Raw genomic sequence first — 26412 nt, forward strand, 5'->3', positions numbered from 1 at the left:
TCAGAATACTGGCCTTCATTTGCTGGATTGAGCTGTTGTTCATGTCACGTCTTCCTCCTGCGGCATACCTACGTCGGGCCCAACATCATTTGCGCCAAGCCGGCGTAATTGCCTATGCCACTGAATCGTGTTTTGGCCTCGGTTGCCATCCGTTATCCGCGAAAGGGTTAAAGCGCGTCATTGCTTATAAAGGTCGGCCCAATCACAAGGGAATGATTGTGGTTGCTGCCTCGTTGGCACAGTTGCGGCCCTTACTCGCGCCGTTATCAGCAGAAGCAGAAGCGATGTGTCAACGCTATTGGCCTGGGCCGTACACCTTGCTGTTGCCAGCGGCTAAGCGAGTGTTGCCGCTGTTACGGGGACGCCATCGCACCTTAGCCGTTCGCGTAACGGCACACCCGTTTACCCAACGCCTGTGCCAAGCCCTTGGGCCCTTGGTTTCCACCTCGGCCAATCGTGCCGGACAACGCTCGCTGCGTTCGGCAGCCGCCTGCCAACGGCAATTTGGGAAACAAGTCCTCACGCTCCCCGGTCAGATCGGCAAACGGCGTAAACCTTCAACCATTATTGATGTCCAAACTGGGCGTGTGTTGCGCTAATTTTGCCCCCATATAGGCGGCTTTGTTGTCGCAGAGAAAGGATTACTGTGGAATCTGCTCCGCAATCGTTGTCTGTTGTGCAGTTAATACTCGATGCCACCTTGCCGGTGCAGTTCATCATGGCGTTGTTGGTATTACTGTCGATTATTTCGTGGATGCATATTTTTAATAAGTGGCGCAGCCTTGGTAAAGCCAATCGCCATGTCGAGAATTTCGAGCGGCTGTTTTGGTCGGGTACTGATCTCAACACCATTTACCAGCGTGTTGCCACCGAGCCAGACAGTGTTGGCACGGAAAAAATCTTTGCTGCTGGGTTTGGTGAATTTATGAAACTGCGGCGACAACCAGGGGGAGAATTGTCTGACATCATGGATGGCACCCGCCGCGCCATGAAAGCAGCGGCACAGCGTGAAATTGACGAACTCGACCGCCATACCGCTTTTTTAGCCACCGTCGGTTCAATCAGCCCTTATATCGGTCTGTTGGGAACGGTGTGGGGGATTATGCATGCCTTTATTGGCTTGGGTAATGCCGGCACTGCGACCCTCGCCACCGTCGCACCAGGGATTGCCGAAGCCTTGATTGCCACGGCAATTGGTCTGTTTGCGGCAATTCCGGCGGTGATTGGTTACAACCGTTTTTCGCATGAGGTTGACCGCCTCGCCCTGCGTTTTGACACCTTTATGGAAGAGTTTTCCAACATCCTGCAACGCCAAGCCTCACGGATGCCTTTGAGTAATTAGTGCAATTTTACCGATGTAGTGGGCACAGAAACGTGCCCACTCTAGCGGGCTACTGAGCTAGGTGCTTGAGTCGCTCAACACGAGGCCGCTGTTTGTTGTGCTGCGCCTGCCACAAATCATACGTTGCCTGCATACGCAGCCACATTTGCGCATTGATGCCCAACCAATCCTGCAAACGTAAGGCCATGTCTGCACTGATAGAGGCATGACCATTGAGAATGCGCGACAACGTGGCCCGCGTCACGCCAAGTTGCTTTGCCGCTGCCGTGATAGTTACTTCAGCCGGCCAGCCTTCCTTTAACACTTCGCCGGGGTGAGCTGGATTGTGCATGCCATTCATTGTCACTCTCCTAGTGGTAGTCTAGATAATCAACTAACTCTGCATCTTCGCCATGGAATTGGAAGATTAAGCGCCAGTTACCGTTAACAGTGATAGCCCAAAAACCAGATAGATCTCCCGTCAGAGGATGCAGACGCCAAGCCGGAAAATTCATATCTTCCGCGCAGGCAGCCGAATCCAGCGCAGTCAGTTGTGCGTGAAGTCGATTAGCATGGTGAGGCTGGATACCGGCCTTGCTGCCTCTGCGATAGAAGGCTTCAAGTCCTTTGTGACGGAAACTTCGAATCATGCACCATTGTATAGCCTTGATATACGAACTACAACAATGCAGACCCCCACCCAGTTCAGAATAAGACGGTATCTTAATGGATGTTGTCGTTTGTCTTTTTGGGAAAGAAAATTTTTTTAGCAGGAAATGTGTTTTTGCTATTTCACGCATTTGCAACTTGGGCATAAAATGAAACCACGATGAAGTTAGCAAACTGCTCACAAGCTTCATCATGATGGACCCGCACCCATAAGCGGCTAATCACAATAATGCGTGGAGATTGAACTGATGGACACTAACTACTCCCCCCTGCCCTCCATCTCGCTGCCAGCGGGAACGGTTTTGCTGTCGCTGGCGCAACGTCCGCGCCGTTCGGTCACGATGGAAAGCCCAGCCGTCGAGGTAATGACCGATTTGCGAGTACTCGATCCCGTGACAGTTGACGATGATGCTTCAGTTGAAGATGCACACCGTCTGATGGTGGGTCGTGCCATTCGTTTGTTGTTTGTGATTGACGAAAACAGCAACTTGGTTGGTTTGGTCACCGCTAAAGATATTTTGGGTGAGCGTCCGATGCAGCGCATCCACGAACAAGGCCGCCGCCATAGTGAAATTTTAGTGCGTGATGTGATGACACCGCGTGCTGAATTGGAATCGCTGATTTTGCGTGATGTCGAACATGCCAACGTCGGCCAGCTGATTGCTACCATGAAACGCTATGGCCGCCAACACGCGCTGGTGATCGAGAAAAACGCTGATACCGGCCACCACGAAATTTGCGGTTTGTTCTCCACCTCGCAAATTGCCCGCCGTTTGGGGATTTCGCTGAATTTTGTCCGAGTGCCGAGCAGTTTTTCTGAGATTCAACACACACTGTTGCACGAAGATTGATTTGTCTTGCCCACAAGAAGCAACAAAAAAGCCAGTCTGTACGACTGGCTTTTTTGTTGCTGTCGCTTAAGCCAGCTTCTTCACAAACTCTGACTTTAACTTCATCGCGCCAATACCGTCAATTTTACAGTCGATATCGTGATCACCTTCGACCAAGCGGATGTTTTTCACTTTGGTGCCAATTTTCACCACCAATGAAGAGCCTTTGACTTTCAAATCCTTAATCACCGTTACGCTATCCCCATCCTGCAACAGCGTCCCGTTGGCATCACGAATCACACGCTGTTGCTCTTCCACCACAGCGGCTTGTTGTGGCCATTCGTGGGCACACTCAGGGCAAACATACATCGCGCCATCTTCATAGGTGTAGACAGATTGACATTGTGGACAGGCAGGCAGTGAACTCATCACATACTTTCAAGAAAAAATTGAAAAGACAATTTTATATTTTTATGCACAAATTTGATAGCAGCCCTGCTATTTTTGTTAAGGTCAGTTTGAAAGATATCCTTTACCATAAAAATGGGTTCTTTTATCTGAAAAAATCATGAACAAAAAATATCTATCACAATTTGCACAAGAGATTTTATTGTACTCAGGCCAATTTGCTTTGTTCTATATTATCATGCAAATTATTCTGCAAAAATCGCTATTTTTTAGCAGCCTCGATCATACGCTATTAGTGCTGGCACTGGTGATTCAAACTCACTGCATTATTAGTTTCGGCCAAACTTCAATGGCTCGTTTTTTCTGTTCATTGATTGCCCCCGCTATCTATAGCGTGGGAGAAATAAGAGAGGGATTCGACCATATCCTGAATGCCGCTCATATTGGGTTTTGGATTTATGCTGCTGTATCTTGTTTTTTCTATCATCTTAAACAACATCCAAACTCAATGATTACTCAGTTCTCTGAAGTAGCAACAGTATTGCTGAATGTGAGCATCTTTATTTTTCTGTATTTTTATCTTGATTTGTTCAAAGACCTACGCGATCAATCTGCACTTACCATTGATAATATTTTTTCTTATACAACCGATTTTTTCTCTGATATTACCCATCACTTTATTATGATCGGTGGTTTTATTTTGGCGATGACAGTAGCACTTGGGCGGCTGGAAATTTTGCGGTTGAAAAATCGGATTTTTCAGCTGTTTGGGACTTATGTTGACCAAAACATCCGCAACCGTATTTTGCAAGAAGACGTTGTCGCCACAGATATGTCACTTTGTATTTTATTTTCTGATATTAAAAATTTCACACATCTATGTGAAAATTCAAGCGCAATTGATGTGACTAAAATGCTAAACATTTATTTTGAGCATTGGCATCGAGTTGTGTCGAAACATAATGGCGTGGTGGATAAATATATTGGCGATGCGATCATGGTGATTTTCGGTTTAGAAGGCGAAGCACGGGCCTGTGAATCGGCAGTCGCCGCCGCCTTAGATTTTGAACAGCAATGGCCGATTTTGCTACAGCAATTACAAGCAGAAAAATTACCCACCCCAGAAGGGTTTGGTGTTGGCTGTCATTTCGGCAAAGTGATTTTGGGAGATATTGGCAGCCAAGAAAGGAAAAACCATACCGTGATTGGGGATACCGTTAACATTGCCGCCCGTATCGAAAGCACGACACGCGAAGAGGATTGTGTATTAGCCGTGTCAGCAAATGTGATACAACGTCTTCCACCGGCCTACCGTCAGTTGTTCCAAGCGAGTGCCAAATTGACGGTTTTACACGGCAAAACCACACCGACGGCGCTTTTTTTCAAAAAATCATCTTAAACCAAGCAAAGGAAACACCATGCCGATGTTTATCGATACCTCGCCGGCTGGCGAATGTATTTTTTGTCGTCTAATTGCGGGTGAAATTCCGGCGGCGGTGGTGTATGAAGATGACCAAACCATCGCCTTTATGGACATCGGCCAAGTGAACCCAGGGCATGTGTTGGTTGCCAGCAAACGCCATGCCGCTAATTTGTTTGAATTGACAGCCGATGAAGCCGCAGCAGTGATGCGCACTGTCCATCATGTCGCACAGGCGGTGCAAGAGACTTTTCAACCGCCCGGGCTCACGCTATTCCAAGCTAACGGCAAAGCCGGCGACCAAACCGTGTTCCATTTTCATATCCACATCTTGCCGCGTCATGTCGATGATGGTGTGGCGTTGAGCTGGCCACGCAAAGAGCCGCCTAGTGAGTTGTTGCATCAATACGCAACACAGATTAAAAATGCACTCGCCAATCGCTGACATAACACAAATTCGTTATCCGGCAGAATGTGGCACACTCTTGCGCTTGTTCCTAACACGATCTGCTTAAAGGGAGATCCCCCGTATGCTGGTACAGCCCTACTATCAATTTCAACAAGACTTGCATAGCAAAGGCATTATCTTTTCTTTTACCGGCTATGTCTCGGAAGGGATTTTGTATGCCTTGGGCGAAGCGTTGAAACAAAAAATGGCACTCGATGAAACCGATGCCAATGTGACACGCAAAGTATTTTCGATTTTTGTTGAACAAGTGCAAAACATCATTCGCTACTCTGCCGACCGTGTCGAAGGCGAAGTGGGGAAAAAAGTCGAACTCAGCTCGGGCATGATTGCCGTTGGCCGTGAAAACAATCGCTTCTTTGTGGTGTGCGGCAATATCGTCAGTCAAGACGATGTCACCGCGCTGCGTGATCGTTTACAATGTCGCAGATGGATAAAGACGCCCTCAAAGCCTATTACAAAGAAAAACTACGCGAGCCAGCCGAAGAACAAAGCCGAGGCGGTAGCATTGGTCTGATTGAAATTGCCCGCCGCGCCAGTGAGCCTATCCAATTCGATTTTATGGATCTCGACAACCAAGCAGCTTTCTTTTGCTTGAAAGCTTATATCTGACGTGATGGTGACAAAACGATTGATGCGATGGATTCGGCCCTCGGCATGGCTGTTGGCGTTGTGGATGGCAATGCCGGCAGCGGCACAAATCAAAATCGCCGTGGTGGGCCCGATGAGTGGCGAACATGCGTCAATGGGAGAACAACTGCGGCGTGGCGCACAAGCGGCGGTGGACGAAATCAATACCCAAGGTGGACTGTTGGGGCAGCGGCTTGAATTGTTAGTGCGTGATGATGTCTGTGACGAGAAAAAAGCGGCCACTATTGCCAAAGAACTGAGTGAGGCGGGGGTAGTCTTTGTGGATGGCCATCTGTGTTCTGGCGCCTCGATTGCTGCTTCGACGATTTATCACCAACACGGCATTATCCAAATCACCCCCGCTTCGACCAATCCCGAGTTCACCAACCGCAAATTGCCCAATGTGTTCCGCACCTGTGGGCGCGATGATATGCAGGGGTTTGTCGCAGCAGACTATATTGTCCGCAACCATAAAAATAAACCGGTGGCAATTTTGCATGACAGCACAGTCTATAGCGCCGGCTTTGCTCGTATGACGCAACACCACCTCAATAAAGCCGGTTTACAACAGCGTTTTGTTGCCAAAATTGAAAAAGGGCAAACCGATTTCAGCGCGATTTTGAACCGGATGCAAACAGAAAAAATCCGCTTTGTGGTGTTTGCCAGTTATGGCAACGAAGCGGCGGCATTTTTGCGGCAGGCACGCGAATACAAGCTCAAGTTTCGTATGTTGGGCGGTGATGCGTTGATGAATAAGGCGTTTATTGAACAAGCTGGGCGTTTAGCCGATGGCGTGTTGATTACTTTCCCACCCGATCCTTCACACGATCGCCGAAATCAAGCCCTGACCAAACGTTATCTTGCTCAAGGCTATCGACCCGAAGCGTTTACTTTTTATAGCTATGCCACCGTACAAATTTGGAGTCAGGCAGTGAAAGCCAGCCAAAGTACGGCAATGCCAGCTGTCGCCAAGACCTTAAAAAGCCGCGAGTTTGATTCGGTCTTAGGCAAAGTCAGTTTTAATCAACATGGCGATATTTCCGAGCCCGGTTTTGTGATGTATGCGTTTAACCGTGGCGAAATTGATTATCTGGATTAAGTCGCGACCATGTCGAAACCGATTGCTTTTCTCGCCCATCTGCAACAAAGCCTTGGCCGTTTAGCCAGCTTGTATGGCCTATCGTTGCTGTCACTGTTGATGTTATTGGCTTTCGTCGCCTTCTTTTATTTTGATGCCCAATTTAAACATCACGCCGCCACGCTACGACAACTGTCGCTAAACGCAGAACGGATTCTAAATGCCAACGATGCCACCGCCTCGGCCATCCGCCTCACCGCCGGTCTGCGCTCAGAACGCTATTTATTCAACTATGACGATTTATTAGAGACCCGTAACCAACTGTTGGCAGAGAGTTTGCAACTGGTCAGCCATCACGAAGCAAAACGGGCATTAAAAGACATGGCCCAAGCGGGACAAGAAATTGAAATTCTCGAAAAAGAAGCCCTAGCACTGATTGAACAAGAAGCGTGGGATGAAGCCTTAGCGTTAATCACTTCGCCCCATTACAAGCGACAAAAAGGGCTCTACCGTGCCAACTTATCGCGTGCCTTAAGCTTATTGGTTGAAGACAGCGAGGCCAATACACGACAGTCGGAGAATCTCGCTAAGGCGATGCAAGTCACCATCGTGTTGGTGTTTTTAGTGTTCATTGCGATGGGACGTTTGCACGCTAAACGGATTTCCCACGCTTTGGATACCGAGCGCAACTTAAAACAAAGCCTTGCCGAAGCCAATACCTCACTCGAACAGCGAGTGCAACAACGTACCGAACAATTAAGCAAACAAACCAATGAGTTACACGAAGCGTATGAAGTGATTTCGGCCAGCATTCGCTACGCCAGCCGCATTCAGCGCGCCGTTCTACCCGATGAACAGGCGATTAGCCACGATTTTCCACAACACTTTGTGTTATGGAAGCCACGAGACATCGTCGGCGGTGATATTTTTTGGTATCGCACTTGGGGCAATGGGGTGTTGGTTATTCTCGGTGATTGTACCGGCCACGGGGTACCAGGGGCTTTTATGACCCTGATTTCGACGGGTGCTTTAGAACGCGCTTGTATGGAAATTCCTGCCGGTGAGGTGGATACCTTGCTTACCCGAATGCACCAACATCTGCAAACTACGTTAGGACAGCATTTGCCAAGTGGCGAATCGGATGATGGGATTGAGCTCGGTGCCTGTTATCTGCCGGCTGATTTACGTATCATGCGCTTTGCTGGTGCCCACCTCAGTCTGTTTGTGCAACAAGATGGAGAAGTGACCGAAGTCAAAGGGAGCCGCGCCAGCATGGGCTATCGTGGTATCGATCATCAACAAAGCTATACCGTCCACGACATTCCTCTGCGGCCCAAAATGCGGTTTTACCTAACCAGCGATGGCTTGATTGAACAGGTGAATGATGCCCAGCCTCGGGTGTGTATGTTCGGTAAAACACGCTTTAAGGCCTTGCTCAATTCGCTACAACACACACCGATGACCGAACAAGGCCATGTGCTCTACCAAGCACTCGAAAGTTATCAAGGCACACAAAGCCGCCGTGATGATGTGTCTATTGTCGGTTTTGAAATTCCTGAGCACTTCCCCTCTGATCGTTTTTTACTAAGTTGATGTGCATGGAATCTTTTTATCTCGCCCGCAGCCCCCGTGCCCCAGAAGTGGCCTTCGATTTCGCGGCAAATCATTTTTTGCTGCGGGGGGAATCTTATCCAGAAGATGTGTCAGCTTTCTATGGTCCTTTAGTCACACAACTGAAGCAACATCTGCAAACACAAAAAAATGCCAACATCACATTCAATTTTGATTTAATCTATTTCAATAGCTCAACTGCGAAAGTGTTACTCGGTCTATTCGATTTTCTCGACACCATCGCCATGCAAGAAGGCAATCAAGTCACCATCTATTGGCAACACCGCACCGAGGATGAGGGCATGATCGAAATTGGAGAAGAATTTGCCGAGGATTTGCAACACACACAATTTGTTTTGCAAGCCATCGAAAGCTAGAGGAAAACATGCAATCTATCCGCATCCCAGCCGCAGAACGCACCCCTGAAGTGGCATTCGATTTTACGAGTGGTCGCCTGTCACTGGCCGGAGAATCCTACCCCGAAGACACCGCTGCCTTTTTTGGTCCATTGCAACAGGCCCTGACGGAGTATTTCACCACCGCTCCGGCAACAACGCTCGAACTTGATTTGCGGATGGTATATTTCAACTCCAGCAGTGCTAAGGCGTTGATGTGCTAAGGCGTTGATGAATTTATTTCGCCTGTTAGAAGAACAAGCTGCACGAGGCCTCACGATTACCATTCGTTGGTGGTACCACGAAGACGATGAAACCATGTTGGAGTCGGGCGAAGACTTTGCCGAAGAATTTCAACATGCCCAATTTTTACTGAGCCTGATCGAGTGAATGCCCTTCGCTGATGAGGATTGTCCAGTTTGTTGCACCGATTGGTAACCTACGATGACCCCAAAACGTCCTCCAACCCACGAAACTTTCTCGCTGTTTGATAACGAGGAACGCGTCCTGCTTGGTGCAGAAAGTATGCTGCACCAACTTGAGCAGTTTTCAGGTGGTGTGAAAGAGTTGGCAGCGGCGTATCGTAAAAGTTATGCCGAACACCGCCGCCTATTGCGCATCAGCGATCGGCTGCAACTAGACTTACATAAGGCCAATCAATCCTTAGCCGCCCAAGCCGCTGAGCTAAAACGCTTGAATGCTGCGTTAGAAGAAGAAGTCGCACTACGGCAGCAATTGGCCGAAGAATTGCGGCTAATTGCGACAATTGACGGCCTAACAGGGTTTTATACCCGTCGCCATATTCTTGAATTAGCCGCTATCGAGGAAAAACGCCAACGCCACCTCGATGAGCCGGTGAGCTTGGCTTTACTCGATCTCGATCACTTTAAGCAAATTAACGATAACTACGGCCATGCCGCAGGTGATGAGGTGTTGCGCTGTTTTGCGGCGAACTGTCGTAAGGTATGCCGTGAAACTGATCTGATTGGCCGCTTTGGGGGTGAAGAGTTTTTAATTCTCTTCCCACAGACAGAATTAGAGACTGCGCAATCGGTGATAGAAACGCTACGCCACTATATCGCCGAGCATCCGGTCACTTTCGATGGCCAAGTGATTACTGTCAGTGCCAGTATTGGCGTCACCGCACTGCAAAGCAGCGATATTTCGCTCGAACACGCCATCTCCCGCGCCGACCGTGCGCTCTACTGTGCCAAACACCAAGGCCGCAATCGAATTGAGATTTTTACTTAATCTCTCGCAGTTGAAAACGACTCAAACTAAGATTGAGTGATTGAGACAAGCCTAGTAGCTGTGTTGCAGCGTGCGAAACATCGCTGATTACTGCGCTATTTTCCTCAGCCATCTGAGCAATATGTTCAATGTGGCGAGCAATGCCTTCACCAATGGTGTTTTGCTGTTGTAGCGAGCCAAATATGCCATCAACAGCTCGTAATACATCGTCTGTTTGCTGATGGATTTGTTGCATCGATAACCCCGCATCCTGTGCTATTTTCACACCAAGCCCCACTTGAGACAAACCATTTTGCATATAGCGAATAGCCGATTGAGTCCCTTGCCGAATGGCAGCAGTTGTAGCTGCAATATGTTCTGTAGAAGCTGTTGTCTTTTCCGCCAAACTCCGTACCTCATCCGCTACAACAGCAAATCCACGTCCTTGTTCACCCGCTCGGGCTGCCTCAATGGCAGCATTTAATGCGAGTAAGTTGGTTTGATCCGCAATATCTTTAATGACCGTTGCCATCCCTGAAATCGAGTTTGAATGTGCGACCAGCAGCTCCACCTGCTCAGTTGCTGTGAACATCATATGTGCCATGTTTTCCATTTCATGACAGGTTTCAACTACCAAGGCGCTACTGTGTTGTGAGGAATCTTTAGCCGATGCAGCTAATTGCTGAGTTTGTAATGTGTTTTGTGTCACGTCCTGAATGTTATGAGTGATTTGTTCAATAGCACCCACGATACTTGAAGAGGCGGCGGATTGCTGCTGACTACCTGCAGCAACTTGTACAGCAGTGCTAACCAAGATTTCTGATGATTTTGCAAGCGACAAGGCAGCTTGTTGTACATCAGACAGCATGGCATTCAATCCAAATTGCATTTCTTGCATGGCAAATAATAAACTCTGTTTATCACGAGGTTCCACCTCAATTGCAATAGAAAAATCTCCCTTGGCTATAGCACGGACAATATCAGCAGCATAAGAAGGCTCTCCACCAAGCTGGTGTAGCAAATCATGCCGAATCCATAGTGAACAGCCAACGATAAATAACAAGCCAGCGCCAGAGATTGCAACAAACCACCATACTATTTTGTCAGCTAGCATTCGACTTTCTGCAATTTCGGTAGTCATTCGTTCAGTTGCTAAACCGTCTATTGCAGTTACCACCTCATTCATGGTTTGTGTAGTTTCTCGATCAATACCACGAACAGACAGATCGACCTGTTGTCCTGCCAGAGGATTTTGTCGTTCAAAGGTGAGAAGTGCTTGCTCATAACGTTGCAACAGTTGCTGATGCTGTTGCTGTAAAAGAGACAGAGCAGGCAAAACAACACCCTGTTGTTGTAACAATTGTTGTGCTAGTGCCAATTGTTGCTGGGTTTGCTGGGCCTGTTGCTTAAAGGAAACTAAATATTTTTCAAACTGCACAGGATCATGCCCGCGTAACAAGATGTTCTTCCATTCTTGCACTTGGTTCAGAAAATGAGTTTGTGCCCCCTTGACTGCAATCATAGCAGCGCGATCAATTTGTGCGGACTGTAGGTCAGCTTGATTTTGCATGGCCATATTGTTCATCCCCACCCCACCAACGATGGCAATGACAAAAATACACAAGGCGGCCATAAAACCAAGCAACCAGAGCTTGGTTGAGGTACGTAGTCGATTTAACATAAGTTCAATTACTTCAATCCAATGTGTTATTAGGTAACATTTTTCCTTGTGAAAATAACATTTAAATATGACATAAATATTTCATGAATTTTTTGTCACTTTTTCTCAAAACAAATAGCAACCTCGCAAAAAGTATTGCCGATATTTGGAATCGACACCGCCAGTTCTGATATAAATCAAGAAACATACGATTAGTATGACTTTTCGTTACAATACTGGTGCGGGGTGGTCATGTTTTGTTCACCCTCGGGCTTTAGTATTCCTTTGATTTCACGCTGCGGAGACACCTGATGCTTTACCCTGAACTGTTCGCCCAACTGGAAAAGGCACGTTGGAATATGGCTGACGATATCCCGTGGGAGCAGTTCGATGCTGATCTCCTCACGGATGAACAAGCCGAAACCATCAAAATGAACGCCATCACCGAATGGGCGGCCTTACCTGCAACAGAAATGTTCCTGCGTGACAATCGTGACGACAGTGATTTTTCTGCCTTTATGTCAATTTGGTTTTACGAAGAACAAAAACACGCCTTGGTGTTAATGGAATACCTGCGCCGCTTTCGACCTGAGTTAGTGCCGAGTGAAGAAGAACTCCATGCAGTCCGTTTTGAATTTGACCCAGCACCACCGCTGGAAACCTTGATGCTGCATTTCTGTGGCGAAGTGCGTTTGACACAGTGGTATCGTTGCGCCAGCGAATGGCACACCGAGCCAGTGATTAAACACATCTACAGCACTTTATCGCGTGATGAAGCGCGGCATGGAGGGGCGTATCTCAAGTACATGAAGCAAGCCATCGACCGCTTTGGTAATGAAGCAAGATTGGCATTTGCCAAAATCGGCATGTTGATGGCAGCCAGCGCACGTTCGAGCAAACCACTGCATCCAACCAACTTACACGTCAACGAATCGCTGTTCCCGAACGACACCGTACAAAGTCGTTTACCAAAACCAGAATGGTTAGAAGATTGGTTAACCAACAAAATTCGTTTTGACCAAGATTGGGAAAGCCGCGTGGTAGGCGGTATTTTGCGCAATCTGTCGAGTTTGTTCGGCCAAACCTTTGAGTCGGTACAACAACTAAACCGTTACCGTAAATCGTTAGTGAACAGTTAAACTGTGCACTCTTTTTGTTGAGACTGACGATGACTTCTTACCCTGTCCCAAGCTTTACGGAAAAAATCTGTGCGCCCGATGCCTTGCTCACCCGACTGGCCAGCTTGCCACAGCCAATCGTGTTCACCAACGGTTGCTTTGATATTTTGCATCGCGGCCATGTGACCTACTTGGCACAAGCGCGTGCCTTAGGCGCCAGCTTGGTGATTGCGCTCAACAGTGATGCTTCCGTACGGCGACAGGGTAAAGGAGACGATCGCCCAATCAACCCTCTAGAACATCGTCTGGCGGTAATTGCGGCGCTTGAATCGACTAGCCTCGTCACTTGGTTCGACGATGACACCCCCGCCACTTTGATTGAACAAGTGAAACCACAGGTATTAGTCAAAGGTGGCGATTGGTCGATTGATAAAATTGTCGGCAGCCAAGAAACCTTGGCACGTGGTGGCAGTGTGCATTCCATTCCATTTTTATTCGACACCTCAACCACCGCCACCCTACACAAAATCCGCCGTGCCGAGGCTGCGTCTTGACTCCGCTTGCCCATTCCGTTTTACGGTGTTTGTCGGATGGGGCATTTCACTCTGGCGAAAGCTTGGCACAGACCTTTGGCTGCTCTCGCGGCACCATCTGGCAAGCCATTGAACACCTCTCACAACACCTCCCTCTCACCATTTATCGCGTGCGTGGGCAGGGCTATCGGCTACCGCATCCCATCACATGGTTAGAGCCCAGTGCCATCCGTGCTGGTCTACTCGGTGATTGGCAACTCGAAGTGGCCGAAACCATTGACTCCACCAATAGCGCCCTGCTCACCCGCGCCAGCCACGGCGCACCACACCGCACCGCTTTATTTGCGGAATGGCAAACCGCAGGCCGTGGCCGTCATGGGCGGCAATGGCTGGCACAACCGGGGGCAGCACTCACTTTCTCTTTGCTATGGCGATTTGAATGTGGAGTAGCGGGACTATCGGGTTTGTCTTTAGTGGTTGGCTTAGCTTTAGTACGGGTGTTGCAGCGTCTAGAAGTACCGGTGGCGCTGAAATGGCCGAATGATGTGTTATTGGATGGGGAAAAACTGGCCGGTATTTTGATTGAACTGTCTGGCGATGCCCTAGGGCCATCCGCAGTGGTGATTGGGATTGGTTTGAATCTGATCCACCCCACCGGTGTCGATCAAGCCGCAGCCGGTTTAGAAAACTACCCGATGCCCGACCGCAATCAATTAGCAGCATTGTTATTAAACGAACTCGATCAGGTGTTAGGCCAATTTGCCAAACACGGGTTTGCTGCTTTTCGGGCGGAGTGGGAAGCCAGTCATGCGTGGCAACACCAAGCAGTGGATATTATTTCGGCCTATCGACCGCCACAGCCTGGCATTGCACTCGGGGTCGATAATGAAGGCGCGTTGCGCTTACAGCTTGGCGATGGTCAAGAAAAATTGATTCACGCTGGTGAAGTCAGCCTGCGCCGTACCCTCGCCCACTCTTGATCTTGAATATGAATTTGCTTATCGATGCAGGCAATACCCGCGTGAAATGGTGTCTTGCCAATCAACACCAACTTGGCCCTATCCATAGTGTCAATCATCCAGATTTACCCGAACTGGCCGCCTTGTGGTCAACCCTAGCCATCACTCGCGCCTACGGTTGTAATGTCGCGGGGCAGGCAGTGGCCGAGCAGCTTTCGCGCGCTTCTCCCCACCCCATCACGTGGTTACGCCCCAGCACTCGTGCCGGAGGATTAAGCAATGCCTATCTCGATCCCAGTCGGCTTGGGGCAGATCGGTGGGCGGCCGCGATTGGCGCCTATCATCTTAACCAACAACAAGCCTGTGTTGTTGCTCATGCTGGCACGGCTTTGACCATCGACTGTGTTGACCACACGGGGCATTTTTTGGGTGGCACCATCACCCCCGGTTTACATCTGATGCGGGATAGCCTCGCCCGAGGCACAGCCCAGCTACCCTATGCCGAGGGTCATTGGCAGGCACACCCTAATAACACAGTCGATGCCATTTATAGCGGTTGTCTTAATGCCTTAGCCGATAGCATTTATGGCAATCTATTACGCTTCGAAGCCGAGCAAAACCGCAGTGTCAACGTCTTTCTAGGCGGCGGTGATGCAACAATTATTGCAAGCAGACTCCCGCGCCGGCCCACTATTGTGGATAATCTGGTCCTCACTGGATTAGCATATATGGCAGAAGAAGAATCATCATGATGAAGTGGCTTTTTGTCGGCCTGCTGACAGCCAACCTAGCCGTTGCGCTCTTGATTGGCACTCGCACCACCGAACCGAGTAATGTTGCCTCACGGGAAATCAATGCCCCACAGGTAAAACAACTGACCCCCGAACAAGTCGCGGCCTTGCGCCGGAATAGTACGCCAGCGACCAGCCCAGAAATCAGCCCAGCGCCTCCGCTTGAACAGCCTAGCGCACCCACTGCCGCGAACACGCCTCCAGAAAATGGAAATACCGCCACCACGGTTGCTGCGGTAGCAGCGACGACAGCAGTCGCAGCAGCGGCCACTGCTGCCGCCGTTAACAGCGCAGCACCAACAGCCACGGCAGTCCCCACGACACCACCGCCGGCGGTCTCGGCACCTGCGGCAAAAGCCGTAGAAAAACCCGTTGAAAAACCGCCAGTGGTGGAAAAAGCCACCAAACCAGCGGAGAAAGACCCACTCTTAGCTGCCGCCGAGAAAGGCGATAAGCCACAAGAAAAAGCCAAACCGGCACCAACCACCTTGGCATGTTATCAGTGGGGTGAATTTGACAGTGCTGCGGCCAGCAAGGTGAAACAGCGTTTGCTGAAGGTTAAACTTGCAGGGCAAATGGTAGAAATGACCCGCGAAGCCCCAGCAGCAAAACCTGCCGCCGCGCCAGCAGAAGGCAGCACCAGCACCCGTTATTGGGTTCACTTACCGCCACAAGCCAGCCGCGAGGCTGCTGTCGAGTTGGTCATGACCTTGAAGTCGAAAGGCTTTGATAGCTATGTGGTCAACCAAGCAGGGGAAATGCGTAATGCCATCTCGGTGGGTTTATTCAGTAAACAAGCCTCGGCCGAAGGGATGCGCGACAAACTGACCCAAGCAGGCTATCCCGCCAAAATTGAAGTGCGTGAAAATGGTGGTAGCAGCACCACAGCCGCCGCTCCCGCTGCCAGTGGCAAACTCAGCACGTTCCGTCTGCGCAATTTAGACAGCGACCAAAAAGCAAAACTTGAGCTGTTGGCTAGCGAATGGCCGCAAGCGACATTGAAATCGCAGGCCTGCCCGAAATAATCTTGCCCATACAAAAACCGCCCTGTTTCTGCATCAGACAGGGCGGTTTTTTTATTGAGGCTAATCTAATTTTTGTTCTAAGTTGAGCAATCCCATTACCTGTACCGCCGGCATCGGTCTACCAAGTAAGAAGCCCTGTACCGCATCACATCCCACCCGTGCCAGCACTTGCAACTGGCTATCACGTTCGACCCCCTCGGCCACCACATGAATGTGTAGGATTTTCGATAATTGAATAATCCCCTCCACAATCGCCGCCGCATCGTGCTCGTGGTCAATGTCATCAATAAACGATTTATCGATTTTCAGGGTATCAGGCGCAAAACGCTTGAGATAGGCCAAACTGGAATAACCGGTACCAAAGTCATCAATGGCAATGCGAATCCCCTGTTGCCGCAGCCCTTGGATAATGGCGCGCGATTGTTCGGGGTTAGTCATCAAGTCGCTTTCAGTCAATTCCAACTCAATATGCTGTGGCTGTAAGTTGTAACGCTCGAGCGCTTCTTGCACAAAATCGACCAAATTCAGATGATCTAACTGACGCGCTGACACGTTCACCGCCATCGTGATATGGCCAAAGCCAGCAGCTTGCCACTGCGCCAAATCATGGAAAGCTGCATGCATCACCCATTTACCCACTTCACGAATCAGGCCCGTTTCTTCCAATAACGGAATAAATAACGCTGGAGACACTAAACCGCGTTCGGGATGACGCCAGCGCAACAGAGCTTCAAACCCCTGCAGAGTGCGGGTGATTGGGCAAAACTTCGGTTGATAGAACAACACAAACTCTTCTTGCTGTAATGCCTTATGTAACTCACGTTCAAGCTCAAGATTTTGTTTGCCGTGTTCCCATTGCACATCATAAAAACGGAAAGTATTACGCCCCGCTTGCTTTGCCGCATACATCGCCATATCCGCATGGCGCAGCAGTAAATTTGCCGTCTCACCATCTTGTGGATAACACGCCACCCCAATCGAGCCCCCGACATACACCTCATGGCCATCGACCTCAAGCGGATGAGATAGCAAAGCCAATAGTTGATGGCAAGTCATCGCCAGATGTTCGCGATTGGTTTGCTCGGTAAACATCAAAGCAAACTCATCGCCGCCAAGGCGGGCGGTAAAGGTGTCATGCAAAAACGCATGTTCTAACAGCGATGCGACCCGACGCAAACAATGGTCCGCCATTTGCGGACCGAGGGTATCGTTAATCACCTTAAAGCGATCAAGATCAATAAACAGCAGAGCAAACGGGCGGTGTTCACGGTCGGCACACGCTTGTTCAAGGCGGCTAATTAAGGAACTGCGATTAGGGAGTCCGGTCAGGCTGTCAAAATGCGCCAGCAGGTAGAGCTGATCGTGGGCGCGTTTTTGTTCAGTAATATCATTGGCCACCCCGATGATTCGTATCAACTGACCTGCTTCATCTTGTACCGGATAAGCGGTGTCATGAATCCACCGCACTTCGCCATCGGGCCGCATGATGCGGTATTTGCACTCTACCGAACGACTTTTACCATGCAAATAACTATCAACAAAGCGCTGCGCTGTCGGTAAATCCTCCGGCAAGATGGCCCGCTGCCACGCCAAGTTGTCGTACATAAAATCTTGCAACGAAATACCCCACACCTTTTCAAACGCGGGGCTGATGTAATGCGGTTGGAGATCAGCTTCTAAAATCCAAAACACCGAGGGAATATGCTGTGCCATATCGCTCAGCCGCGCCTCGCGCTCGGCAACTTCTTGCAAGAGCCGCAGGCGGACACGGTGACTGGCGCTAATCAGGGCAAATAACAACACGGTGGTAATCACCATAAAGGCCATGCCTTTATAGGTTTGCAACCGTGATAGCCACGGCGCATCTCCCCCCGCCAACCATTCAAGCGCTTGGTCACTAAACAAAATCCATAGCAAACCAAATAACAGATATAAACTGGCAATTAACAAAGCAGGATGGCGGGCAATCAAGCGCCGCCCCCCCATCAGAAGCTTGGAAAGAGGCGGCGAACCACCGTTCCTGAAACGATCGAAAATGAGGCATTAGAACAAGAGCTCTTTGACGTTTTCTACAGCATCGCGCGCTGTATCTTGGCCTTCGGTTTGGTCGCCACGGTTGTCAGCAGCGTCACTCGACCGATTATTCAAACCCAATGCAGGATTGGGCCGTTGATATTCCTGATAGTAATACTCTGACCCACCTCGGCTGCCGGCGCCGGCCTGTTCGACCAGACCGGCGGGGATGGGTTGATCGACTTCGGGCAGATGTTTCAGGGCGTGTTGCATATACCCGATCCAAATCGGTAACGCCGCACCGCCGCCAGTTTCTCCACCGCCTAGCGGTTTATTGTCATCAAAACCCATCCACGCCACGCCGACGATATCGGGGTTGTAACCGGCAAACCAAGCATCTCGCGCATCGTTAGTGGTGCCGGTTTTACCCGCTAAATCACCACGCCCCAAACTCATGGCGCGAGTCGCCGTGCCATAGCGCACCACATCACGCATCATGCTGGTCATAATAAAAGCATTGCGCGGGTCGATTGCTTGCGGCGCATTTTGTCCAGCGACTAACGGAGCCGTCCGCGCCACCACATAACCGCGCTCGTCTTCAATACGTTCAATGAAATACGATTTGACACGATAGCCACCGTTAGCAAAAACACTGTAGGCCTCGGCCATCTGCAGCGGCGTCACCATGCCCGCCCCCAGCGCCATCGTCAGATAGGCCGGATGTTGTTTGGGCATAAAGCCAAAACGTTGCAAATAGTCTTGTGCATAATCGGTCCCAACTGCCATCAAAATGCGTACCGAGACCAAGTTCTTAGAACGCGTTAACGCTTGGCGCATCGTCATCATGCCGGCAAATTTACCATCATAGTTTTTTGGGCTCCAACGCTGCCCACCTAGGGTTTGCGGGTCAATCACCAGTGGCGCATCATTGATCAGCGTGGAAGCGGTCATGCCTTTTTCTAAGGCAGCAGAATAGACAAAAGGTTTAAAACTCGACCCCGGTTGTCGCCATGCTTGTGTAACACGGTTGTAGTGGTTACGGTTAAAGTCAAAGCCACCGACCAAAGCCAAGATCGCCCCTGTTCGGCTGTCAGTCGCGACAAAGGCCCCTTCCACCCTCGGCATTTGCACAATCCGCCATTCACCCTTGTCCGATTTTTCCAATCGCACAACAGAACCTGAGCGAATTTGTTGGGCAGGGGTCAGTTTTTTCGACAAAGCAGAACGAGCAAACGACAAACCATTGCCTTTTACCACCACTTCTTCCCCACCACGCAGATAGACTTTCACCTGATTTGAGCTGGCCTCTAGCACCACCCCAGGTTGTAAATCACCACTATCACGGATGGCGGCCAAGGCTTCATCGAGTGCCTCGTCGCGGTTATCTGCTGTCAGTGGTTTGAGGTCAATAAACGATTCAGGACCACGATAGCTGTGGCGGCGGTCATAATCCATTAAGCCATCACGCAGGGCGTCGAATGCCCATTGCTGGTGATCGCTGCGAATCGTGGTATAGACGCGGAAACCTTGGGTATAAGCTGCCTCTTGATAACGCGACACCATAATTTGCCGCACCATCTCTGCGACATACTGCGCCGGTACACTGAAATCTTCTTTGCGCGTTGCGAGGCGGATGGGTTCTTCCACCGCCTGTTGATATTGGTCTTCGGTGATAAAGTTCAGTTCTTTCATCCGCCGCAAAACATAACGTTGCCGTAGGCGAGCCCGATCGGGGTTTACCACTGGATTATAAGAAGACGGTGCTTTGGGCAAACCTGCCAACATCGCAAACTCACCCACTGACAGTTCTTTCAGTGGTTTGCCGTAATAGGTCAGCGCAGCGGCGGCAAAGCCATAAGCACGCTGGCCAAGGTAAATTTGATTAACGTAGAGCTCAAGAATTTGGTCTTTGCTGAGGTTGTGTTCAATCTTGAATGCCAACAAAGCTTCGTTGAATTTGCGAGTGAAGGTTTTTTCACTCGACAAAAAGAAATTCTTTGCCACTTGCATAGTGATGGTGGAAGCACCTGATTGGGTTCGACCAGAGACTAAATTGCCAGAGGCCGCCCGCAATACCCCCATATAGTCCACCCCACCGTGTTGATAAAAACGCTCATCTTCTGCCGCTAAGATGGCCTGTTTCATCAACTGTGGCACGTCTTGGATGCGAGTAAAAGCGCGTTTTTCTTCACCAAACTCACCGATTTGGACACCATCGCTGGTGTAAACACGCAGCGGGATTTTAGGCCGATAGTCGGTGAGCACATCCAAACTCGGCAATTTGGGATAGGTTACCGCAATGGCGACCCCTGCCGCGCCGGCAGCAAGAATCACTAAGGTGAGAAGAAATGCGATAAAACCGAGAATTAAGCGAGCGAACATAATGGCAAAGACGAGCAGCGGAAAGGGCGATTATACGCACATGGCTGCACGCATCGTGCACAGCTTTTAACCAAGCGAAACAATCGTGCCGTTTCTTTTCTATTCTATGCCGATCAATAGCCTGCGGAGGCTGCCAGACTTGGTTACAATGTCGGCATGAAAGCGTCCGGAAATCTCTTCCTCGTCGGCCTTATGGGTGCCGGCAAAACCACCGTTGGCCGTCAACTTGCGCGTTTGACGGGCAAAACGTTTTATGACTCCGACCACGAAATCGAAGCCCGTACGGGAGTAAGAATTCCGGTCATTTTTGAAATAGAAGGAGAAGCAGGCTTTCGCGTCCGTGAAAGTGAAATGATTGCCGAACTTGCTGCACTTCCCGATATTGTCTTGGCGACCGGTGGCGGGGCCGTGCTTGACCCACATAATCGCCAAATCCTTGCCAACCACGGTACGGTGATTTATCTGCGGGCCAGCATTGATGACCTCCTCGCCCGTACCCAACATGATAAAAACCGCCCACTATTACAAACAGCTAACCCTCGTGCCAAGCTCGAAGCACTGTTTGCCCAGCGCGATCCCCTCTATCGTGAAGTTGCCGATATTGTGGTCGATACCTCGCGCCAAAATATCAATACCTTAGTTCACCGTCTTTTACGCCAAATTGAACTGCGCCATCATGATCACACTTGACTTGGTTTTGCCAGACACCCAATACCCCATTCATATCGGTACAGATTTATTAGAACGTGCCGACCTGATCTTGCCGCATCTGGCACAAAAAAAAGTAGCCATTGTTACCAATGAGGTGGTTGCTCCACTTTATCTTGCTCGTCTGCAATCGAGTCTGGAACAAGCCGGTGTTCAGGTATTAACCGTCGTTTTACCCGATGGCGAAGCCAACAAAACATGGGACAGCCTGAATCTGATTTTTGACATGCTGCTAGAGCATGGCGCAGAACGTAAAACCACGCTCATTGCCCTTGGTGGCGGGGTGGTGGGTGATATGACAGGTTTTGCCGCCGCCTGTTGGCAGCGCGGTGCCCCATTTATCCAAATTCCAACTACGGTATTGGCTCAAGTCGATTCATCCGTGGGCGGCAAGACGGCGATTAATCATCCCAAAGGCAAGAACATGATTGGTGCTTTCCACCAACCACGTTTAGTGTTGGCGGATATGACGCTGCTCGACACCCTGCCGCAGCGTGAAGTCGCCGCCGGCATTGCCGAAATCATTAAATATGGCTTGTTGGGCGATGCAACATTCTTTAGCTGGCTAGAAACCAATATGCCAGCACTGTTGCGCCGTGACCGTGATGCTCTTGCTTATGCGGTAAAACGCTCATGTGAGATGAAAGCCGAGATTGTAGCGGCGGACGAAAAAGAATTAGGCGTTCGTGCCTTGCTCAACCTTGGGCACACGTTTGGTCATGCTATTGAAACCGGCGTTGGTTACGGCAGTTGGTTGCATGGTGAAGCGGTGGCGGTGGGAATGTTATTGGCAGCAGAGACTTCCTATTTATTGGGTGAGTTAGCTGCCGAAGAGGTTACACGGATTGCCGCCTTGCTCGAAGCAGCACAACTGCCGACCCATGCCCCAGATTTAGGTTTTACGCAGTGGATGTCGTTGATGAGTCATGACAAGAAAGTGGAGAATGGTGTCCCCCGCTTTGTTTTGCTACCAAAACTGGGGCAAGCAGAAATCCGCAGCAATGTGCCTGTCGCAGTCTTACAACAAGTCCTGTCGGGTCGGTGGATTTTAGCCGCAAAAGATGCCAATTAAGACGACAACAGCCTATACCTTAGGCATAAACAAGGTTTGAGAATCAAATACTTAGCTGTGCTGCTGCATTAAAGCGAAAAACCTTACTCTTGTCAGGGAATTCCGCATTTCTACGCATTGTGCAGCAGCCAGTTCCAGCAGAAGATATCTCCCCATTACACCAACCTGATAACAAAAAAGGGGAGATGCTGATGGAGCTCGCTGGCTATGAATTGTTACTCAATGCCTCGTTGCTTGGTGGGGTGGCGTACTTGTTGGCTTATTGGCGGCGACAACATCGTTTTGTCAAAGCCAGTGCCCGAGGCATCGACCCGATTGGCGAAGCAGAAGTGTTTTTGTTCAGCCACAATCCCAAAGCAGCAATTCGGGTCTTACAAGCTGCCTTGCAAGATGAGCCGCACAATGTCGCTATCCAAGTGACTTTACTGCGTGCCTTTGCTGAAGGCGGTAAAGCCAAGGAATACCGTCAATTGGCAGCCCACTTACAACCACAATTAGAACAACAAGCCATCTGGCAACAAATCCGCAAAACCGGCCAAACCTTGTTGCCACACGACGAACTCTTCCGCTAATCCAATTACCACCATGCCCGCGAAGCCAATCGGCTTCGCGACCGCTTAAGTCGATTCGCTGTAATGCAAGAGTTTTTCTTTTTGACACTTCTCACAAAACACCCGCAGCTTACCGTTAGCAGTTACCTCGGTTTTAGCGCCACATGGCCGTTGCTTACAGCGGAATAACTGCATCAACATATACGCCGCACCACATTCGGCACAGGCCACCGCATCGCCGCCTAAACGCAGTTTACGGATAGTGAAGGTCTCTGAACCACAATTACAAGAAAACGCCAATGCCGCTTTCGCTGCGGCCTCTTCTGGGGTGTCCACTTTGGGTGGTGGCGGATAACGCAGGCGTAACGCTTCAACTGTTGGAATCGGATCGGGCTTGTGCATTGCCACCAACCGCTCACCTAATAACGTCAACACACGGTTATCAATCTGATTCATCGAGACCAAAGCCGCTGCCGCCATCGGGCCGGAGTTTGCACCGTAGTGATTCAATTCTTTGGTAATTTGAATCATCGGCATAAAAGAACGGGTATCGACACTGCCAAAACCACCGGGACGAACCACACTGATACCAGGAGACAGCAAGAAAAAGCCCATCACATTTGGTCGTAACTGGCTATCTGGCCCCGGTTTCACCGCAGCCAGTAAACGCGGCAGCAGCGCATTTAATAAGGCCATACGACGTGCCATTTGATCAAGCGGCGAATCAATCGCAACAAAGCGCGTTTGTCCGGGGCATTGCCGTGAAAAGGTGCCCTTACCATCCACCTTAATCAAACTTGAGCCAAGTGCAGAATCGAGGATAAAAACATCGAAATTGCGGTTAATCAATAAATGGTCGATACGGGCATAGTGTTCACCGACGCGTAAAGTCAAATCGTGCAAAACCAACCAATTTGACCCACGAGTAAAATCTGCCTCTAACATCTTAACCACAGCCATACTTGCCTTGGCACAACCGACATAATCACGCAAGCCAATATCAATAAATGGCAAATCATCAGGTTGAGCACCCTGCCGCAAACTTTGTAAAGCAGCGAGAGGCGCATCCAAGGCATCTGGTTTCTTTGCAAGCATGGGGGGAAATTCGCTTTCTAGGGAAATGACGCATACAGAAAGCGGAATAGTAAAACAGATTTGCGGTAATTACGCTTGTTTCTGGTCAAATTTCATAAAACATCAATTTGACAGCGCAAAAACGCATACAACATAGTCAAACATCAAATTAAACAAATAACTTAATGTTTTTATGTTTAACAAAAAAACCACCTCAATTTTCATTGAGATGGTTTCCATAGCAGTGAATACCACAGTGTTTAGGCCAGATTCAATTTCGCCTTCAATACACTCAATAACTGGTCAAGATTCACCTTAGTGGCTTCACTATCCTGACGGTGTTGATATTCCACCACACCCTCTTTCAAACCACGATCACCAATCACCACGCGATGAGGAATGCCGATCAACTCGCCATCAGCCAACAACACCCCAGGACGTTCATCTCGGTCATCTAACAACACATCCACACCTAATGCGGTTAAATCAGCATATAACTGGTCTGCGGCCTGTTGTACGGCTTCAGAACGGCGATAACCCATCGGCACAATGTCCACCGTAAACGGCGCCATGGCATCGGTAAAGATAATCCCGCGCTCGTCAAAATTCTGTTCAATCGCTGCTGCAACAATCCGACTCACACCAATGCCATAGCAACCCATTTCCATCGGCTGCAATTTTCCTTCACGATCTAAAAACTCACATTTCATCGCTTCAGAATATTTGGTACGCAGTTGGAAAACATGACCCACTTCAATCCCGCGACACAAAGCCAATTCGCCCTGCCCACATGGCGAAGGATCACCCACCACCACATTGCGTAAATCAGCCACTTCAGGCTCAGCGCAATCACGACCAAAATTGACACCTAATAAATGGTGATCGTCTTCATTCGCGCCACAAATCATATCGGCCATCACAGCGACCGTACGATCTGCAATGATACGGCCTTGGAAGCCAACCGGCCCTAACGAACCAGGCTGGGCAGAGAACGCACGTTGGATCGATTCTGGCGTGGCAAAAGTCAGGGGTGATTTAATACCAGCGATTTTTTCAGCTTTGATTTCATTCAGCTCATGATCGCCACGCAATAACATCAAGACTGGTGCACCATCTTCCGCTTCAACAACAATCGCTTTTACCGTTTGCTTGATATCAACATTTAGAAACGCCACTAAATCAGCAATGGTTTTAACTTTAGGCGTATGAATTTTTTCCAGTGCAACCGCAGCAGGGGGACGTGGTGTGGTCGGGGCAACGGCCTCAGCCAATTCAATATTGGCGGCATAATCCGAAGTGGGGCAATAGGCAATCACGTCTTCGCCAGAATCGGCCAACACTTGAAATTCATGTGAACCCGTTCCACCAATCGAACCCGTATCCGCTGCCACTGGCCGGAATTGCAAGCCCAAACGTTGGAAGATACGACAGTAGGCGTCATACATCACTTGATAAGTTTGTTTCAAACTCTCAAAGTCAGTATGAAATGAATAAGCATCCTTCATCACAAATTCGCGGGCCCGCATCACGCCAAAACGGGGGCGAACTTCATCACGGAATTTAGTTTGTACTTGATAGAAATTAAGAGGAAGTTGCTTATAGCTGCGCACTTCTTTGCGCACAATATCGGTAATGACTTCTTCATGGGTTGGGCCAACACAGAAATCACGCTCGTGGCGGTCTTTCAAACGCAGCAATTCCTTGCCATAAAACTCCCAACGACCTGATTCTTGCCACAATTCTGCAGGTTGCACTGCAGGCATAATCAATTCAATCGCCCCTGCACGGTTCATTTCCTCGCGCACAATGGCTTCGACTTTTTTCAAAACACGAAAACCAATTGGCATCCAGTTATATAAACCAGACGCAACACGGCGAATCATGCCAGCACGCATCATCAGCTTGTGGCTGGGTAATTCGGCTTCGGCAGGCGCTTCTTTTAACGTAGAAAAAAAGAATTGGGAGGCACGCATAGTGGTTATCCATCAAAGAAATTTGGCTGGATTTTACCAGAATGCGCGTTATTAGCCCGTAATCACAGTCATTCAGAACAGAATTTAATGCCACGACAGGCAGGAAAGCCAAAAGCCCCTGACAAATTGATTGTCAGGGGCTTTTGTAATGGGGGGCTTGGCGGAGACCTACTTTCACACAGGGATCTGCACTATCATCGGCGCTGAGTCGTTTCACGGTCCTGTTCGGGAAGGGAAGGGGTGGTACCAACTCGCTATGGCCGCCAAGCAAAAAGGGGAGAGAAGAAGTAAAGATTATGGGTTAGATGATTATGGGTTAGATTGTGTAAGTGTCGCTACTTATAGGATCAAGCCACACGAGCAATTAGTATCGGTTAGCTTAACGCATTACTGCGCTTCCACACCCGACCTATCAACGTTGTGGTCTTCAACGACTCTTTAGGAGGCTTGTAGCCTCGGGGAAGTCTCATCTTGAGGCGAGTTTCCCGCTTAGAT

At 49.5% G+C, this 26412-nt stretch carries 28 protein-coding genes and 2 rRNA genes; 20 read left to right on the plus strand and 10 right to left on the minus strand.

Features of this window, described 5'->3' with window-relative positions; all coding sequences use genetic code 11:
* The first annotated feature begins 41 nt into the window (after nt 1–41).
* Nucleotides 42–599, plus strand: a complete 558-nt coding sequence (locus tag G465_RS0104390) for an L-threonylcarbamoyladenylate synthase (RefSeq protein WP_022653274.1) — start codon at nt 42–44, stop codon at nt 597–599.
* Between the two features lie 47 nt (nt 600–646).
* Nucleotides 647–1342, plus strand: coding sequence for a protein TolQ (gene tolQ, locus G465_RS0104395; RefSeq protein WP_022653275.1), 696 nt, complete (start codon nt 647–649; stop codon nt 1340–1342).
* A 49-nt stretch (nt 1343–1391) separates the two neighbouring features.
* Here tolQ and G465_RS0104400 read toward each other — a convergent pair whose 3' ends face one another.
* Nucleotides 1392–1682, minus strand: a complete 291-nt coding sequence (locus G465_RS0104400; RefSeq protein WP_022653276.1) for a HigA family addiction module antitoxin — start codon at nt 1680–1682, stop codon at nt 1392–1394.
* A 10-nt stretch (nt 1683–1692) separates the two neighbouring features.
* A complete protein-coding gene (locus G465_RS16465) occupies nt 1693–2184 on the minus strand; it encodes a type II toxin-antitoxin system RelE/ParE family toxin (RefSeq protein WP_245556746.1) in 492 nt (163 codons plus the stop codon).
* A gap of 54 nt (nt 2185–2238) precedes the next feature.
* Between G465_RS16465 and G465_RS0104410 the strand changes: the two genes are divergently transcribed.
* A complete protein-coding gene (locus G465_RS0104410; protein WP_022653278.1) occupies nt 2239–2841 on the plus strand; it encodes a CBS domain-containing protein in 603 nt (200 codons plus the stop codon).
* Between the two features lie 66 nt (nt 2842–2907).
* Here G465_RS0104410 and G465_RS0104415 read toward each other — a convergent pair whose 3' ends face one another.
* Entirely contained in the window at nt 2908–3249 is a 342-nt protein-coding gene (locus G465_RS0104415; protein WP_022653279.1) for a zinc ribbon domain-containing protein YjdM, read from the minus strand.
* A 139-nt stretch (nt 3250–3388) separates the two neighbouring features.
* Between G465_RS0104415 and G465_RS0104425 the strand changes: the two genes are divergently transcribed.
* The 9 genes from G465_RS0104425 (at nt 3389) to G465_RS0104460 (ending at nt 10079) form a co-directional block, all read left to right on the plus strand.
* Nucleotides 3389–4627 carry an adenylate/guanylate cyclase domain-containing protein gene (locus G465_RS0104425; RefSeq protein ID WP_022653281.1) on the plus strand — a complete coding sequence of 413 codons (1239 nt, stop codon included), beginning with the start codon at nt 3389–3391 and terminating at the stop codon, nt 4625–4627.
* A 19-nt stretch (nt 4628–4646) separates the two neighbouring features.
* Complete coding sequence (locus tag G465_RS0104430; protein WP_022653282.1) at nt 4647–5093, plus strand: HIT family protein; 447 nt, start codon at nt 4647–4649, stop codon at nt 5091–5093.
* Nucleotides 5094–5178: 85 nt separating this feature from the next.
* Nucleotides 5179–5631, plus strand: a complete 453-nt coding sequence (locus G465_RS13480; RefSeq protein ID WP_211213667.1) for a SiaB family protein kinase — start codon at nt 5179–5181, stop codon at nt 5629–5631.
* A 117-nt stretch (nt 5632–5748) separates the two neighbouring features.
* Entirely contained in the window at nt 5749–6843 is a 1095-nt protein-coding gene (locus G465_RS0104440) for a branched-chain amino acid ABC transporter substrate-binding protein (RefSeq protein WP_245556748.1), read from the plus strand.
* A gap of 9 nt (nt 6844–6852) precedes the next feature.
* Entirely contained in the window at nt 6853–8415 is a 1563-nt protein-coding gene (locus tag G465_RS14975; RefSeq protein WP_022653284.1) for a SpoIIE family protein phosphatase, read from the plus strand.
* Nucleotides 8416–8420: 5 nt separating this feature from the next.
* Entirely contained in the window at nt 8421–8810 is a 390-nt protein-coding gene (locus tag G465_RS0104450; protein WP_027405167.1) for a DUF1987 domain-containing protein, read from the plus strand.
* 8 nt (nt 8811–8818) lie between these two features.
* Entirely contained in the window at nt 8819–9052 is a 234-nt protein-coding gene (locus G465_RS16325) for a DUF1987 domain-containing protein (RefSeq protein ID WP_211213668.1), read from the plus strand.
* 7 nt (nt 9053–9059) lie between these two features.
* Complete coding sequence (locus G465_RS16330) at nt 9060–9218, plus strand: SiaC family regulatory phosphoprotein (protein WP_211213669.1); 159 nt, start codon at nt 9060–9062, stop codon at nt 9216–9218.
* A gap of 54 nt (nt 9219–9272) precedes the next feature.
* The gene (locus tag G465_RS0104460) at nt 9273–10079 is read left to right on the plus strand and encodes a GGDEF domain-containing protein (RefSeq protein ID WP_022653286.1); all 807 of its coding nucleotides are present in this window, start codon (nt 9273–9275) and stop codon (nt 10077–10079) included.
* On the opposite strand, the gene G465_RS14980 is transcribed toward G465_RS0104460, so the two are convergent.
* The gene (locus tag G465_RS14980) at nt 10072–11538 is read right to left on the minus strand and encodes a methyl-accepting chemotaxis protein (protein ID WP_162138811.1); all 1467 of its coding nucleotides are present in this window, start codon (nt 11536–11538) and stop codon (nt 10072–10074) included. The genes G465_RS0104460 and G465_RS14980 overlap by 8 nt on opposite strands.
* A gap of 491 nt (nt 11539–12029) precedes the next feature.
* Here G465_RS14980 and G465_RS0104470 point away from each other — a divergent pair, with 491 nt between their 5' ends.
* The 5 genes from G465_RS0104470 to G465_RS14985 are packed head-to-tail and all read left to right on the plus strand — an operon-like array spanning nt 12030 to nt 16144.
* Nucleotides 12030–12857, plus strand: coding sequence for a ferritin family protein (locus tag G465_RS0104470; protein ID WP_022653288.1), 828 nt, complete (start codon nt 12030–12032; stop codon nt 12855–12857).
* Nucleotides 12858–12886: 29 nt separating this feature from the next.
* Complete coding sequence (locus G465_RS0104475; protein ID WP_022653289.1) at nt 12887–13390, plus strand: adenylyltransferase/cytidyltransferase family protein; 504 nt, start codon at nt 12887–12889, stop codon at nt 13388–13390.
* Nucleotides 13387–14349 (plus strand): biotin--[acetyl-CoA-carboxylase] ligase, encoded by a 963-nt coding sequence (locus G465_RS0104480; RefSeq protein ID WP_022653290.1) that lies wholly within the window; start codon nt 13387–13389, stop codon nt 14347–14349. The genes G465_RS0104475 and G465_RS0104480 overlap by 4 nt, the downstream gene beginning before the upstream one ends.
* 8 nt (nt 14350–14357) lie before the next feature.
* Nucleotides 14358–15080: a type III pantothenate kinase gene (locus tag G465_RS0104485; RefSeq protein ID WP_022653291.1), complete on the plus strand. Its 723-nt coding sequence runs from the start codon at nt 14358–14360 to the stop codon at nt 15078–15080.
* Nucleotides 15077–16144 carry an SPOR domain-containing protein gene (locus tag G465_RS14985; protein WP_022653292.1) on the plus strand — a complete coding sequence of 356 codons (1068 nt, stop codon included), beginning with the start codon at nt 15077–15079 and terminating at the stop codon, nt 16142–16144. Before G465_RS0104485 ends, G465_RS14985 begins: the two co-directional genes overlap by 4 nt.
* 60 nt (nt 16145–16204) lie before the next feature.
* Here the strand turns inward: G465_RS14985 and G465_RS13505 are convergent, their stop codons facing one another.
* Together G465_RS13505 and G465_RS13510 are read right to left on the minus strand one after the other, a co-directional pair.
* The gene (locus G465_RS13505) at nt 16205–18115 is read right to left on the minus strand and encodes a putative bifunctional diguanylate cyclase/phosphodiesterase (RefSeq protein WP_162138812.1); all 1911 of its coding nucleotides are present in this window, start codon (nt 18113–18115) and stop codon (nt 16205–16207) included.
* Between the two features lie 72 nt (nt 18116–18187).
* Entirely contained in the window at nt 18188–20539 is a 2352-nt protein-coding gene (locus G465_RS13510; RefSeq protein ID WP_022653295.1) for a penicillin-binding protein 1A, read from the minus strand.
* A 156-nt stretch (nt 20540–20695) separates the two neighbouring features.
* On the opposite strand from G465_RS13510, the gene aroK reads away from it, so the two are divergent.
* The 3 genes from aroK to G465_RS0104515 all read left to right on the plus strand — a co-directional run bounded on the left by aroK (nt 20696) and on the right by G465_RS0104515 (nt 22891).
* Nucleotides 20696–21229: a shikimate kinase AroK gene (aroK, locus tag G465_RS0104505; RefSeq protein ID WP_022653296.1), complete on the plus strand. Its 534-nt coding sequence runs from the start codon at nt 20696–20698 to the stop codon at nt 21227–21229.
* The gene (gene aroB, locus G465_RS0104510; protein ID WP_022653297.1) at nt 21216–22319 is read left to right on the plus strand and encodes a 3-dehydroquinate synthase; all 1104 of its coding nucleotides are present in this window, start codon (nt 21216–21218) and stop codon (nt 22317–22319) included. The genes aroK and aroB overlap by 14 nt, the downstream gene beginning before the upstream one ends.
* A 191-nt stretch (nt 22320–22510) precedes the next feature.
* On the plus strand, nt 22511–22891 hold the full coding sequence (locus G465_RS0104515; protein ID WP_022653298.1) for a type IV pilus assembly protein FimV: 381 nt from the start codon (nt 22511–22513) through the stop codon (nt 22889–22891).
* 45 nt (nt 22892–22936) lie between these two features.
* Here the strand turns inward: G465_RS0104515 and G465_RS0104520 are convergent, their stop codons facing one another.
* The 4 genes from G465_RS0104520 to G465_RS0104540 form a co-directional block, all read right to left on the minus strand.
* Entirely contained in the window at nt 22937–23965 is a 1029-nt protein-coding gene (locus tag G465_RS0104520; protein WP_022653299.1) for a nuclease-related domain-containing protein, read from the minus strand.
* A gap of 239 nt (nt 23966–24204) precedes the next feature.
* Nucleotides 24205–25917: a proline--tRNA ligase gene (locus tag G465_RS0104530; protein ID WP_022653301.1), complete on the minus strand. Its 1713-nt coding sequence runs from the start codon at nt 25915–25917 to the stop codon at nt 24205–24207.
* Between the two features lie 155 nt (nt 25918–26072).
* Nucleotides 26073–26185, minus strand: a 5S ribosomal RNA gene (gene rrf / locus G465_RS0104535).
* Between the two features lie 75 nt (nt 26186–26260).
* A 23S ribosomal RNA gene (locus G465_RS0104540) occupies nt 26261–26412 on the minus strand; the annotation flags it as partial.

It is taken from the genome of Aquaspirillum serpens DSM 68, from assembly GCF_000420525.1.
Classification (GTDB): Bacteria; Pseudomonadota; Gammaproteobacteria; order Burkholderiales; family Aquaspirillaceae; genus Aquaspirillum; species Aquaspirillum serpens.